12 protein-coding genes and 1 other RNA gene are annotated in these 14,088 nt (G+C 32.3%); all 13 read right to left on the bottom strand.

Features of this window, described 5'->3' with window-relative positions:
• Positions 1–105: 105 nt before the first annotated feature.
• Positions 106–446: RNase P RNA component class A (gene rnpB / locus IX290_RS09100), an RNA gene on the bottom strand.
• 14 nt (positions 447–460) lie between these two features.
• Positions 461–1,051, bottom strand: a complete 591-nt coding sequence (locus IX290_RS09095; protein WP_211492900.1) for a hypothetical protein — start codon at positions 1,049–1,051, stop codon at positions 461–463.
• 11 nt (positions 1,052–1,062) lie between these two features.
• Positions 1,063–1,842, bottom strand: coding sequence for a Nif3-like dinuclear metal center hexameric protein (locus IX290_RS09090; protein WP_211492899.1), 780 nt, complete (start codon positions 1,840–1,842; stop codon positions 1,063–1,065).
• A complete protein-coding gene (locus tag IX290_RS09085) occupies positions 1,839–2,663 on the bottom strand; it encodes a sigma factor (protein ID WP_211492898.1) in 825 nt (274 codons plus the stop codon). Before IX290_RS09085 ends, IX290_RS09090 begins: the two co-directional genes overlap by 4 nt.
• Positions 2,664–2,733: 70 nt before the next feature.
• Positions 2,734–4,173, bottom strand: a complete 1,440-nt coding sequence (gene rpoD / locus IX290_RS09080) for an RNA polymerase sigma factor RpoD (RefSeq protein ID WP_211492897.1) — start codon at positions 4,171–4,173, stop codon at positions 2,734–2,736.
• 13 nt (positions 4,174–4,186) lie between these two features.
• A complete protein-coding gene (gene dnaG / locus IX290_RS09075) occupies positions 4,187–6,001 on the bottom strand; it encodes a DNA primase (RefSeq protein ID WP_211492896.1) in 1,815 nt (604 codons plus the stop codon).
• Between the two features lie 186 nt (positions 6,002–6,187).
• A complete protein-coding gene (locus IX290_RS09070) occupies positions 6,188–7,915 on the bottom strand; it encodes a peptidylprolyl isomerase (protein WP_211492895.1) in 1,728 nt (575 codons plus the stop codon).
• Between the two features lie 66 nt (positions 7,916–7,981).
• On the bottom strand, positions 7,982–9,367 hold the full coding sequence (locus IX290_RS09065) for a sigma-54 dependent transcriptional regulator (protein WP_211492894.1): 1,386 nt from the start codon (positions 9,365–9,367) through the stop codon (positions 7,982–7,984).
• 165 nt (positions 9,368–9,532) lie between these two features.
• On the bottom strand, positions 9,533–10,564 hold the full coding sequence (locus IX290_RS09060; RefSeq protein ID WP_211492893.1) for a M50 family metallopeptidase: 1,032 nt from the start codon (positions 10,562–10,564) through the stop codon (positions 9,533–9,535).
• A 29-nt stretch (positions 10,565–10,593) separates the two neighbouring features.
• Positions 10,594–11,268, bottom strand: a complete 675-nt coding sequence (locus IX290_RS09055; protein ID WP_211492901.1) for a thymidylate kinase — start codon at positions 11,266–11,268, stop codon at positions 10,594–10,596.
• A gap of 4 nt (positions 11,269–11,272) precedes the next feature.
• Positions 11,273–12,424, bottom strand: a complete 1,152-nt coding sequence (dxr, locus tag IX290_RS09050) for a 1-deoxy-D-xylulose-5-phosphate reductoisomerase (protein ID WP_211492892.1) — start codon at positions 12,422–12,424, stop codon at positions 11,273–11,275.
• Positions 12,425–12,475: 51 nt separating this feature from the next.
• Entirely contained in the window at positions 12,476–13,297 is an 822-nt protein-coding gene (locus IX290_RS09045; RefSeq protein WP_211492891.1) for a phosphatidate cytidylyltransferase, read from the bottom strand.
• Positions 13,297–13,992: an isoprenyl transferase gene (locus IX290_RS09040; protein WP_349290757.1), complete on the bottom strand. Its 696-nt coding sequence runs from the start codon at positions 13,990–13,992 to the stop codon at positions 13,297–13,299. The genes IX290_RS09045 and IX290_RS09040 overlap by 1 nt, the downstream gene beginning before the upstream one ends.
• Positions 13,993–14,088: the final 96 nt, after the last annotated feature.

Raw genomic sequence — 14,088 nt, 5'->3', positions numbered from 1 at the left:
GTTTTTAACTTTTGTTCGCTCTCTCGCGGACATAGACTATAATACCACTTTTTCGTTTTTATGTCAAATACTTTTTTGTAAAATTTTAAAGTTTTTTAAAAAAATATATTTAGGCATTAAATAAGCCGGGTTTTGTATGTGTTAATCATTTATCTAGTACTATAATTACTTATAGTCTCAAGCAACTTACCCTGAAAGCTGGACGAGCAGCCCTTAGCCTTTCCTATTTAGTCTTGCTCCAGAGGGGGTTTACCTAGCTTCTTTAGTCTCCTAAAGAACTGGTGGTCTCTTACACCACCATTTCACCCTTACTATCAAATAGCGGTCTCTTTTCTGTGGCACTTTCCTTAAAGTTTCCTTTAGCAGTCGTTAACTGCCCTCTTGCTCTATGGAGCCCGGACTTTCCTCTCCCTGACTGGCAGGCAGCGATTGACTTTAATACCTAAATAATATTATATTTCTAATCTTCTTTATGGTCTCCACTGATTATATCAATTTCTTCCTTAAAAGTACGGTTATATTTTACCATAAGTACTCTAATAATGATACCAAAAATTATCAAAAAAGCAAGCCCCATTCCAATAAAAAATCCAATTTTTTTCTCATTTACCAATTCTTGGTCAACGACGATAGGTTCTTCTATTTTAATATTTTCAAGTAAAGAGTCAATTCCAATAAGCATCTCACTTATATACTCAGCATTTTTTCCCTCTACAATAGATTTTTCATTTTCATTTAGTAGATCTTCCACTGCACTTTGAGTATCCTCGTCAATTTCCATATCCTTACTGAATTTAACCTCTATTTTAGGATTTCCATCTTCTCCCTTTATATAATTTAACACTACAACTTTTTGAACCTTGTCTATTACAAAACCTTCATCAGCTGAATAAGTATTAACATATACAGAGATATTTCTTTCATCCTCAATTTTTTCAATTTGCGTATCAAGTTGAGCTTTTTGTTCATCAGTTAATAAAGATAAAGTATCATTTATTTTCCCGAAAGCAAGAGTTGTTATAAGTAAAAATAAAAATAGAATTCTTTTCATTATCAGTCTCCTTAATAGCTTATAAATACAGGTCCATCATTATAAATTATAACCTCTATTTTTAAATCTTCAAGTTCTTTTTTCAAAAGTCTAGTAAAACATATCTCACTTTCAAAATGTCCAATATCTATCAGATTAAGATTATTCTCCTTAGCATCTAATGCCTCGTGATAACCTATATCACCAGTTATCAAAAGATCTGCTCCCATAGATTTTACTTTTCTCCAATAGCTCATTCCAGATCCATTTACCACTGCTATTTTTCTTATCTCTTTTTTTCTATCTTCACATATAAGTCTTACATGCCCAATTTTAAGTGTCTTTTTAACAAAATCAGCATAACGTTCTATTGAAACTTTATCATGTAAAGTAAAAAATCTTCCAATTCCTACCTCTTCATCATTTGGATTTTCATCTACTATTTTAGCATCAGTTGCACCTAAAAGAGTTGCTACATACTCATTTAATCCCTCTTTAGATGAATCAAGATTAGTATGCATAGCATAAAGGGAAATTCCATTCTGTATCAGCTTTATTATTTTTCTTCCAAGAACTGTTGAATAATCTATACTCTTTATTCCCTTAAATATCATTGGGTGATGGGTGATAATAAGATCCACTCCATTTTGAATAGCATGATCTATAGCTTTTTCAGTAGCATCTATGGAAATCTGTATCTTTAGCACTTCATTTTTAGCATTTCCAACTAATAATCCAACATTATCCCAATCCTCAGCATTTGCTCTGGGATATTTAGCTTCAAAGATTTTTATTATATCTTTAACTATCATAAAAATACCTTTCCTTCCACTGTTGAAAGTATAAATAAAGATTGTTCAAATATCTTTTCTCCATCTCCACTTTGAAGTTTAAGTTTCTCCTCTATTTCAAATATAGAGTATCTTCTATCTACTCCAAAACCAAAATACAGGTTTAATACTTCTATCTGTCTATCACTTAATCTATTTTTCAGATATGAAAACTCAATGATTCTATCAACAAGTTTTTCTCTTTTTTCAATTGCTTCTACACTTGGTAATAGATCCTTTTCTGTTAAGAACACTTCACCTGTTTCTTCATCGTGTCCCTCTTCATGTTCATGGTCATGACCAAAATGCTCTTTTTTATCTCTAAAATAACTTCTAAACTCATTTTTTATATCAGAGATTTTTCCATTGATAAAAAGTACCATCTCTCTGATTATCCAATAATTTTTATAGTTATCAAAATCTCCATCTTCATCTCTATAGTTTTCAAGAGCTTTAATAAGACCTAATGTCCCTTCCTGAACTATATCTAAATAAGCTACACCCTCTCTTAAGTAATGAAAAGCTAGTGATGCTATCCCTGGTAAATTTCTAACTACTTTTGCTTCCTCATCTTCAGCTTCATCTTCAAAAGTGATTGTTGCAACCTCTTCTAAATAATCTAAAACAGTTTCTTCGCCTAAATTTTCAACATCATCTTCACTTAACTCTTTTAACTTAAGATTTGAAAAATCAAGATCAAGTTTTTTACTTCCATTTTCCTTCATAAATTCTATAAACTGCTCTTCATCTATATATTTTTTTACAATCTCTTTTTCAAAATCTAATACTTTTATCATATCCATGAAATACTCCTTATTTTTCTATATATATTCAAAAAAGAGGCTCTGAAAAAGTTAAGCCTCTTTTTTAAGTTTATACTTTGAAGTCCTCTAGTTTTTTTCTTCTGCTAGGATGTCTTAATTTTCTTAATGCTTTGACTTCAATCTGTCTGATTCTTTCTCTTGTTACCTTAAAGATTTTTCCAACTTCTTCCAATGTTTTTGGTGATCCATCATCAAGTCCGTATCTGTATCTTAGGACTTTCTCTTCTCTACTGCTCAATGTATTTAATACACTGTCTAGTTGTTCTCTTAGAAGGGATCTATTTGTAAGTTCATATGGATTTAGCATTTTTTGATCCTCAACGAAATCTCCTAATTCACTGTCTTCTTCACTTCCAACAGGTGTTTCTAAAGAGATAGGATCTTGATTCATTTCCTGGATAGCTTTAACTTTTTCAACTTCCATTCCCAATCTTTCTGCTAATACTTCCTGAGTTGCATCTTTTCCAGTTTCTTGAAGATATATACGCGCTTCCTTCTTAATTTTATTAATTGTCTCTATCATGTGTACAGGTATTCTAATTGTTCTTCCTTGGTCTGCAATGGCTCTAGTAATTGCCTGTCTAATCCACCATGTTGCATATGTAGAAAACTTGTACCCCTTAGTATATTCAAATTTTTCAACTGCTTTCATCAGACCAATATTTCCTTCTTGAATAAGATCTAGGAGTTTCAACCCTCTATTTGTATGTTTTTTTGCAATACTTACAACTAATCTTAAGTTTGCCTCTATTAATTGTTGACTTGCCCATTCATCTCCTTCAAGTGCTCTTTTGGCATATGCCACTTCTTCTTCATGAGTCAGTAGGGGTATTTGTCCAATCTCACGAAGATACATTTTTATTGGTTCGTCCACTTTCATATCTCCTTGGATAGTAAATAAATCATCATTTATCAACTCCTCGTCGTTAATATCTTCTAAGTCGTCTGGATTAAAATGATCTAACTCTTCGTCGTCGTCAAAGTTTTCAGCTTTTTCTTCTAAAGCGCTCTCATCGAAGTCCTCATCCTCGGAAAAATCATCTTTGTCAAAAGAATCATCAGCATCCTCATCTAAAACTGCATCTTCTTTTTCGTCAACTTCATCCTCTAAATCTTCATCTTTTTTCTTTCTTGATCTTGTTGTTTTTTTCGCAGTTTTTTTAGTTTTTGCTGTCTTAGTTTCTTTTTCTTCCTCTTTATCTTCTGTATCCTTAGCTGTCTCTTTTTTAGCTTTTGTTGTTGTTTTTGTTGCTCTTTTTTTCTTAGCTTTTGTTTTTATCTCTTCTTTAAGTTTTTCTTCTTTTTTGATATCTTCCTCTCTTATGATATCGATTCCCTGGTCCATCATACCGCTGATCAGTTTCTCAATCTTATCAACAGGAAAATCTCCTTTTAAACTATTATTTATCTCTTCGTAAGTAATACGTTTTTCTTCCATAGCTTTTCTGACTAGAGCAAGAACTTTCTCATTTTTTATAAACTCTCTCATTACTGAGCCTCCTCTAATTAACTTCTAGATCAAGTAACTTTTTAAATCTTGCATAGATTTCTAGTATTTCTTCAAAATCACTGGCGTTACCCAATTCTTCCTTCAGGTTTCTTATATCCTGAGTAAGTTTGAGTCCAGCTAGCCAATCCAAAGTCTGAGCTGTGGTGTAGCTTCCTTCTATTTCCTGGTTAAACCACGAAAGAAAAGTTTCCTTCAGCAATTCCTGTATTTTATCTTCATCAGAAAAATCTTCCAATAGTGAACAGATGACCAATTGCCATTCTTCCAGTTCCATTTCTGTAAGCTCAACTGCTTCAGGAAGTTCATTTATAATCACTTTTCTTTTTTCTTCTGAATGTTCATCTAGATACTTGAACACTTTAGTCGTCAATGAGCCTTTTATATTCTTGTCTTTAAAGTACTTGAAGTACTCCTGTCTTGCCAGGCACACAACTAAAGTATCCTTTTCTACCCGATTTATTATACCTTCTCTACGTTGTCTAGTTATATTTACTAAGTCTTCGTCAAATTTCCTTGATTTTTTTGTATTTTTATCGATCAAGGTTTCTTTTAGTACATCTTTGTCAATATCTACCTGCTTAGATAGCTTATCCAAATATAAAAACTTTTCCAGTTCAGTATCTACACACTGAAAAAAATCTTTAAATCGATTTATGAAATTCTGTTTTGAAATAACATTTTTAAAATCATAGTCCTTAGAGTAGTACTTAAACAAAAAGTCAAAGATTTCAAGTGAGTTCTTTACACATTTTAAAAAACTCTCCTTTCCATAATGTTTTAAATACTCATCTGGGTCTTTTGCTCCCTCAAGATGTAATACTCTTATGTTGAATCCCAGACTTTTCAATATTAATCCAGCCCGTTCAGTGGCCATTTGTCCCGGTCCATCTGAGTCAAAACATAAGATAATATTCTGTGTATACCTTTTCAGTATTATTCCCTGCTCCTCAGTAAGGGCAGTTCCTAGTGGTGCCAAAGCAACATTAAATCCATATAGATATGCAGAAAGCACGTCCATATAACCTTCCATAAGCATAGCATAGTTTTTCTTTCTCACTATACCGCTTCTTTCTAATCCATACAGATTTCTTCCTTTTTTGAATATAGGAGTATCTGGTGAGTTTATATACTTTGGAGTCTCTTTGTCCTTTTCTAAAGTACGTCCTCCAAAAGCTATTATCTCCCCCTGTATAGAGTAGATTGGAAACATTATTCTGTTTCTAAATGCATCATAGGTGGTTCCATTTTCCCCTTCCTTTATAAGTCCCAGGGCCAACAGATCCTTTGCTTCATATCCCTTGCTTATAAGATAATCATTAAGATCACTCCATCTATTTGGGGCAAGTCCCAGGCCATTTTCTTTGATTATCTTAGGAGTTACCTGCCGTCCAGCAAGGTAATCTAGTGCTTCACGTCCAGCATTTGAAAAGATATAGTCCTGAAAAAACTTATGAGCTTCTTTCATAATCTCAAAATACTTTTCATTATTTTCTCTTTTCTTATAGCTTTCTCCTGAAGCTTTTATTGGAATATTATATTTTTTAGAAAGTTCTTCTACTGCCTCTATAAAACTAATTTTTTTATAACGGGCATAAAAAGTAATAGGATTCCCACCTGCACCGCAAACGAAACATTTGCATATATTTTTACTTGGGCTCACCATAAATGACGGTGTTGTATCTGGGTGAAATGGACACAAACCTTTATAGCTTGATCCAGTTTTATGAAGTTCTACAAACTCTCCCACAACCTCTTCAATTTTTAGTGAATCTATTAGCATATCAATATCTTCGCTCTTATATCTCATCTAATCCATCCTTGTTAAAATATACAATTACAGTGGACTCCTATTATTTCAGTCCAATATTTTTCTTAATTCTATAAAGTACTCAGCTCTACATTATAGTATATTTTCCACAATAAAGCAAATAAATTAATTTATACTGAATTAAAAAAGAGAGTAATCCCTAGGAATTATTCTCTTTTTATTCAACTACATATATCTACTCATTGCCTCTTGAGCTTTAACATTCTTATAGTCTTCTGTTACTCTTTGTCTAATGTCTTCAAATTTAGCCTTCTTAAATTTTACCTCATCTATTTTCTTGAATATATAGATATTTGATCCTTTTGTATTATATACTTCAAGTTTATTCAGAGGTGCTTTAAGTATAACATCTGCAAGTTTATCATTATATCCAAGTCCAGAAATATATCCAGCATTGTTTATATCAAAAACACCACTTTGAATTACATCAGGTCTATTTTTTCCTGCATCTTCAAAGCTTATTTCTCCCTTTGCAAGTTTTTCTTCAAACTCTTTTAAGCTTGCTTTTTTATCTGCTACTGTTTTGTCAGATATTTTTGGGATAATAAGAATATGACTTGCTTTTGCTTTTCCATCTTTGTCATGTCTATCTTCAATATATATCAAGTGATATCCAAATTGTGTTTCCACTGGTTGAGGGTATATCTCTCCAACTTTTCCCTCAAATACAGCTTTATCAAAAGGAGCTACCATATCTCCCTTTGCAAACCATCCAAGCTGTCCTCCATTCGGTGCACTAGGTCCATTTGAAAACTCTTTTGCCTTTTGTGCAAAATTTTCAGGAGTAAGTTCTTTTAGTAAATTTTCAGCTTTTACTCTTGCCTCTTTTTTATCAGCATCTGAAGGTTCAACTTTCAGGATAGCAATATCAGCTTTAGCACTTGGATAAGTATCATATCTAAGTGAATTTTCACTGAAGAATTTCTTCAGCTCAGCTTCTGTAGGTGTAAGAGAAGCTCTTATTTTATTGTACATTCCTTGCTGATATTCAACTATTTGATAGTCAATTGGTAAATTACTGTTAAGTGCAATACCATCAGCTTTAGCATTACTTATAAATCCGATTTGTTTTTCGTAGTATTCTTTTGCCTGAGCTTCAGCAGTGTCTTTATCAACACTGTTTGCCATAGCAGACATAGCCTTTCTAGCTATCTCTACATTTGTTACTTTATATCCATCTTTCTCTAAATCTACTTTTGGTTCAAATTTCTTATACTCATCTGCTACATCTTCCACTTTAGCTTCTGATTTAGCTTTTTCAAGAAGTGCATAGTATTGCTCCATAGTTTTAAGTTTAACTATAGAATTTTTTGCATCCTCTTTAGCTTCCTCTAATGTTTGTCCATTATATTTAGTAAATTCATTTTCATGGTAATATTTTGCAATCTCATCTTCACTAGGGTTAATACCTTGTGCTATTTTTTCAAATGCTTTTTGAACAAGCATATTGTCCTTAATCTCATCTTTGAAAGTTTTCTTTGTAAATCCTTGTACCTGTAGCATCTTTTTAAACTGCTCTTTATTTCCTATTGATTTTTCAAATGCTTTATATTGTGCATTAACATCACTGCTAGGAACCTTAACATGTAAATCATCTGCTATTTTAAGTGTAAGCTCCTTATTTATAACCTCATCAAAGGCCATAAGTTGAAGCATATCTCTATCTAAATTAGGTCCAAGGTATCTTGAAAGATTCTGATTAAGATTTGATCTTGTTCTTTCAAGCTCCATTCTTTCAATTTTTTTACCATTTAATTTGAAAGCATAGTTGTTTATTCTTCCATGCATACTTTTCATGCTCATTATACCTACTATAGCAGTTGATAGTACAAAGGCTATAGTAATAAACCATATAAATGGTTTCATATGTTTACGAAATTTTCTAATCGCCATAATAATACCAGCCGAAGCTGTCCCCCTTATTTCATTTTAGTATAAGCTATGATAGTCTTATTCTTTTTATTTGAAATCTAATCCGTATTTTCTTATTTTTTCATATAGAGTAGTTCTTCCAATTCCTAATAATTTAGAAGTTTCTTGTTTATTCCATCTAGTTTTTTGAAGTGCAATAGCTATAACTACTTTTTCAACTTCAGCTAAACTATAGATTTCTTGTTCAAGAATATCTTTTAATGGTCCTACTCCAACTACAGTTTTATTTTCAACTGTATCAGCTTTCATTTTTATTTCAAGAGGTAGATCTTCAACATCTATTACTTTATCTGTTGAAAGGATTACCATTCTTTCTATCATATTTTTTAATTCTCTTATATTTCCTGGATATGAATATTCCATTAAATATTTCATAGCTTCTCCAGAAATTACAGGAGTATCTCTATGTAACTCTCTAACTATTTGGTTTAGGAAGTAGTTAGCAAGTAAAGGAATATCCTCTTTTCTCTCTCTTAAAGGTGGAACTTCAATAGGGAAAGCTGTTAATCTATGATATAGATCTTTTCTAAATCTTCCCTTTTCTGTTTCTTCTTTAAGATCTTTATTTGAAGATGCGATAAATCTAACATCTACTCTTCTTGTTTTATTTCCACCAACTCTTTTTAATTCTCCATATTCTATAACTTTTAACAGTTTAGATTGAGATTTAAGGTCCATAGCAGAGATATCATCTAAGAATACTGTTCCACCATCTGCTTCTTCAAAAACACCTTTTTTACTTGCATTTGCTCCAGTAAATGCTCCTCTTTCATATCCGAAAAGTTCTCTTTCCATATTTTCTTCTGGAATAGAAGCACAGCTTACTACTATGTAGTTATTCTTTCTTCTGTCACTTTTCTTGAATATCTCTTTTGCAACTATCTCTTTACCTAATCCATTTTCTCCAGTAATTAAAACAGCTAAGTCGCTTTCTGCAACTTTTTCAACTAAAGTTTTAACATCTTTTATTCTAGGAGATTGTCCTACAATTTCACTGTCTTCTTCAAGACTTGCAAGTTTTTCTTCTAATTTTCTCTTTTCTTTTAACATTTCAAGATTTTTAAGAGCTGGAAGAATTATTCTGTTCATCTCTTTTAATTCTACTGGTTTTACTAAATAGTTGTATATATCTGCATTTTTCAACTCTTCTATAGCTTCTTCAGTTTCATTTTCAAGTAATCCTACAACTACGAAATCTTTTCCTAACCCGCTTAATTTTCTTTTTGCTTCTGCAAAGTTAAACCAAGTTAAGTACTCGTCTAGTAGTATGATATCGAAATCACTCTCTCTCAACATATCTAAAGCATCTAAAAGATTGTTGAATGTAATTATTTCGTATTCATCTGAAAGTTCTTTTCTTATCTGCTTAAGTGTTTCTTTTCTTTCGGAAATTGCCAAAATAGCATTTTTCATTTTTTACCTCCATAATATTTTTATTTAATTTTTGTATTTTTTCATAAATAACTCATAATTTTTGATTTTCTAGTATACTGTATTATAATAGATATTCTGTATTTTTTCAAGACTTTTTTTTAAATTTTATACATTTTGCCCATTTTAGCCCATTTTGACCAAAAATTATTTAACTAGATTGAAAATATCATTAGTTGTTATAAAAATAATCAAACCGAACAGAAATATCATACCTGCCATATGTACTCTCTCTTCAATCTTTTTACTTATCTTTATTCCAAATATCTCTAAAATTACAAATATCACTCTTCCACCGTCAAGTGCTGGAAATGGTAACAGATTTAATACACCTATATTTATTGAAATCATTGCCATTAACCACAATACAAGTGATGGCCCCTGACTTGTAGCATCTCCCACTACTTTTATAATTCCTATAGGTCCTGTTAACTCTTTACTCTTAACTTTTCCAGTAACTAAAAGTTTTATTCCTCTTATTGTATCCTCAAATATTCTTACACCAGTTTTGATACTCTGCTTAGTAGCTTCCATTACTGTTGGTTTTTCGTGTATCATATTTGGTACAATCCCTAAAATCATCCTGTCACTATTAGGATCCTTTGTCAAAGGGACATCAAGGTCTTCTAACTCCGATCCTCTTTTTACTTTGACGTTTAAACTTGGGATTTTGTTATCATCTTTTAATACACTTGCTATTGTTCTGCTTATATCATCCCATTTTGTAACTGCATTTCCATTTATTTCAACTATTCTATCCTGAGGCTTTAAAATTTTACTGGCTTTTACCTCATTATAGACCATCCCAATTACTGGATTAGGATCTGGAGTATATGTTCCCATAATTGATACAACTGAAAAAATTACAACAAAAGCAAGAAGAAAATTCATAACTACCCCTGCTACAAGAACTATAAACCTTGCATATGCAGGTTTGGTATTAAAGCCATCTTCCACATCACTATCTATCTCCATCCCTTCAATATTTACAAATCCTCCTATAGGAATTGCCCTTATTGAATAGGTAGTCTTCATAGTGTTATATGAATATACCTGTGGCCCCATACCTATTGAAAATTCACTCACAGGCATCTTAAAAAATTTAGCAGCCATAAAATGCCCAAGTTCATGAATAAATATTATTACTCCTAATACTAAAACTGCTATTAATATATTCATTATTTTCTCCTAACTAAACTATCTAAAATCTAACCAAGAATAGAAAGAACCTGAGAATAAATCTCATCCCCTATCTCATCTATACTTTTAAGCCTTCCATTTTCTACGCATTTTATCTCTTTCCAACTATATTTATCGGCTATTTCACAGGCATTTGTATAGGATTTTTTTAAGTAATCTACATTTTTCTCATGTATATCCTTTTTATCCTCACCTGTTATCTTATTTTTTCTCTCTGCCATAAGTTTTACAGCCATCTCAGTCGGCATATTAAGAAATATCACCATGTCAGGTCTTGGAAGTTCCATCTTTTCATATTCAAGATCTTCAAGCCAATCCAGATATTTTTTCTTTTCATTTTCATCAGCTATTTTTGATGCCTGATGTACCATGTTTGATGTAGTATATCTGTCTGTAATTAAGATTCCATCATTTTCGTAAAATTCTCCCCAGTCCTTTTTGTATGATGCATATCTATCTATAGCATACATAGCTGATACTGGATATGGATTTACTTTATTTGCATTATCTCCAAACTCTCCAGCCAGATACATCTTTACAGGTGCACAAGCAGGACTCTCATAATTTGGAAATGATATTTTTCTTACTTTTTTTCCTTCACGTTCAAATCTTTCAAAAAGCTTCTTTGTCTGTGTTTCCTTACCACTTGAATCTGTTCCTTCAATTACTATAAGTCTACCCATCTCTCTACCTTTCATAATGAGAATATACCCATTCTCTTGTCTCTTTATCTACTTTTTTTATTGTTTCCACACAGTCAATTTCAACTGGTGTATGTCTATCCATGGCCTTTTCTATTATCTCATAGATAGTTAAAAACTTAATCTTTCCTCTTAAGAAAAGATCCACTGCTGCTTCATTTGCAGCATTTAATACAGCTGGCATAGTCTTACCTATTCTTCCAGCCTTAAATGCAAATTTTATCCCTTTAAATGTTTCAGTGTCTGGTTTTTCAAAAGTAAGATTGTTCATTTTAAATAGATCCAATGGCTCTAATACTTCACTTGCCATTCTCTCAGGATAAGTAAATGCATACTGTATAGGAAGCTTCATATCTGGTGCTCCCAGTTGAGCTATTACTGCTCTATCTTTAAATTCAACCATTGAGTGAATAACACTTTGTGGATGCACTACAACCTCTATATCCTCATAGTCCACTCCAAATAGTTCATGGGCCTCTATTACTTCAAGACCTTTATTTACAAGTGTTGAAGAGTCAATAGTAATCTTTCTTCCCATTGACCAGTTAGGGTGTTTAAGTGCCTGTTCCACACTTACATCCTTTAATTCCTCTGTAGTTTTTCCTCTAAAAGTACCACCACTTGCGGTAATTATTATCTTTCTTACCTCATCTCTTTTTCCACCTAATAAAGATTGGAATATAGCTGAATGCTCACTGTCAACTGGAACTATCTCTGCTTCAGCATACTCTTTTAAAAGTTTATTGATATATGGTCCTGCTGCAACCATTGTCTCTTTATTTGCAAGGGCTATTCTTTTTCCATTTTTTATTCCCTCTACAGTGGCTTCTATACCAACAGCTCCAGATACAGCAGTTAAAAGTATATCATAATCTTTTATTCCTGCCAGAGCCTTTAGTCCCTCTTCCTGATAGAAAAGCTTTATCCCAGGAAATTTAGCTTTTATAGCATCATACCCTTCCTTTGTACCAACTGATACATATTCAGGTCTAAATTCCTCTATCTGCTTTATTAAAAGCTCATGGTTTCTATGACCACTTATTCCCACAAGCTTAAATTTTCCTTCAGAATGTTTTATTATCTCAAGGGCATTTGTTCCTATGCTCCCTGTAGAACCTAATACAACTATTCTTTTCATAATGTCCTCCTAAAAAAAATGGGCGAGCAAAAAATCCCACCCAGTATAATTTTACAATATTATAAATTTTAACAGGTAGTACATAACAGGTGCAACAAAAAGCATACTATCAAATCTATCAAGTATTCCTCCATGACCTCTCAGTATTGTTCCTGAATCTTTTACTTTAAACTCTCTTTTATACATAGACTCTCCAAGGTCACCTATTTGAGCCACTGCACTTATAAATATTCCAAATAATACAACAGTTATAAGGTTCATTCCACCTTGTGTAAGTCCAAAGTATCTATCTGCAATTGCAAGGGCTATTATTGTAGCTAAAGTTCCTCCAATAGATCCCTCTATTGATTTTTTAGGACTTATGCTGTTAAACCCTCTATTAAATATCTTTCTACCAATTGCCATACCAACAAAATATGCAAAGCTATCACATACCCATACCATTATCTGAGCTGTAAGAAGCCATTTCCCACCATTAGGAAGATAGCTTATCAATATGCAATGTGAAAAAAGTATAGCTGGATACAGAGCTCCTAAAAGTGTCTCTCCTATATCTGTACTTGCATCTTCCACTCTATTTTGTATAACTCTTAAAGACATAACCACAATAATACCTAAAGCAGTTACTGCCTCTGTTCCAATATTTAAAATCCCAGCCTGCTCCAGATAAACTGCAAGTGGAATTAAAAAAGCAAGTCCCATTCCAATGACTTTACTTGGCTTTTTCCCGCCAATTTCTGACATTTTAAAGAACTCATGTGCTCCAATTAATACTACAACCTCTGTAAAAACAAATAGTGGAAAACCACCATTTAAAAGTATCCATACAAGTAAAGGTATTCCAACTATGGCTACCAATATTCTACTTAACATTATTTCGCTCCCCCAAATCTTCTATCTCTTTTGTTAAATTCTTCAATAGCCTTTTCCAATTCCTTCTCATCAAAATCAGGCCAAAGAGTATCTGTTATATAAATCTCTGAATATGCTATCTGCCATAATAGGAAATTTGATATTCTAAGCTCTCCACTTGTTCTAATAAGAAGTTCTGGATCTGGAATATCATGGTATAGATATTTTGAAAAACTCTCTTCATCTACACTTTCAACACCTGATTTTATTATCCTGTTTACAGCATCTACTATTTCAGCTCTACCTCCATAGTTAAATGCAATATTAAAAGTCAACCCTGTATTGTTTTTAGACTTTTCCTCTAAGGCTCTAATTGCCTTTAAAAGTGCAGGACTTACATTATCTGTCCTTCCTGAAACCATAAACCTTATATTATTTTCCATTATATTCTTTTCTTCATTTTTTATATAGCTCTTGAAAAGAAACATCAGTGCACTTACTTCCTCTTTGCTTCTTTTCCAGTTTTCAGTAGAAAAAGCATAGACTGTAAGATACTTAACACCAAGCTTTGCTGCATGAGTGATTACTTTTCTAAGAGATGCTGCTCCTTCCCTATGTCCAAAAGTTCTGGGAAGTCCTCTTTTTTTAGCCCATCTTCCATTGCCGTCCATTATTATCGCAATATGGTCAGGTACTTGAATTTTCATAATTTTCACCTCTCTATAGCTCTGTAAATTGTACCATATTTACACAAATTTTTCTACTATTTTATGATGACTGAAAAAGTTAAAAAACTTTAAAAATTCTTCAAA

It is taken from the genome of Fusobacterium sp. DD2, assembly GCF_018205345.1.
Classification (GTDB): Bacteria; Fusobacteriota; Fusobacteriia; order Fusobacteriales; family Fusobacteriaceae; genus Fusobacterium_A.
This window is presented reverse-complemented; position numbering and strand designations above follow the sequence as displayed.

What these genes read in the sequence shown, in the direction of transcription:
- IX290_RS09095 (WP_211492900.1), bottom strand. Translation starts at nt 1,051, where the DNA reads ATGAAAAGAATTCTATTTTTATTTTTACTTATAACAACTCTTGCTTTC.
- IX290_RS09090 (WP_211492899.1), bottom strand. Translation starts at nt 1,842, where the DNA reads ATGATAGTTAAAGATATAATAAAAATCTTTGAAGCTAAATATCCCAGA.
- IX290_RS09085 (WP_211492898.1), bottom strand. Translation starts at nt 2,663, where the DNA reads ATGGATATGATAAAAGTATTAGATTTTGAAAAAGAGATTGTAAAAAAA.
- rpoD (WP_211492897.1), bottom strand. Translation starts at nt 4,173, where the DNA reads ATGAGAGAGTTTATAAAAAATGAGAAAGTTCTTGCTCTAGTCAGAAAA.
- dnaG (WP_211492896.1), bottom strand. Translation starts at nt 6,001, where the DNA reads ATGAGATATAAGAGCGAAGATATTGATATGCTAATAGATTCACTAAAA.
- IX290_RS09070 (WP_211492895.1), bottom strand. Translation starts at nt 7,915, where the DNA reads ATGGCGATTAGAAAATTTCGTAAACATATGAAACCATTTATATGGTTT.
- IX290_RS09065 (WP_211492894.1), bottom strand. Translation starts at nt 9,367, where the DNA reads ATGAAAAATGCTATTTTGGCAATTTCCGAAAGAAAAGAAACACTTAAG.
- IX290_RS09060 (WP_211492893.1), bottom strand. Translation starts at nt 10,564, where the DNA reads ATGAATATATTAATAGCAGTTTTAGTATTAGGAGTAATAATATTTATT.
- IX290_RS09055 (WP_211492901.1), bottom strand. Translation starts at nt 11,268, where the DNA reads ATGGGTAGACTTATAGTAATTGAAGGAACAGATTCAAGTGGTAAGGAA.
- dxr (WP_211492892.1), bottom strand. Translation starts at nt 12,424, where the DNA reads ATGAAAAGAATAGTTGTATTAGGTTCTACAGGGAGCATAGGAACAAAT.
- IX290_RS09045 (WP_211492891.1), bottom strand. Translation starts at nt 13,297, where the DNA reads ATGTTAAGTAGAATATTGGTAGCCATAGTTGGAATACCTTTACTTGTA.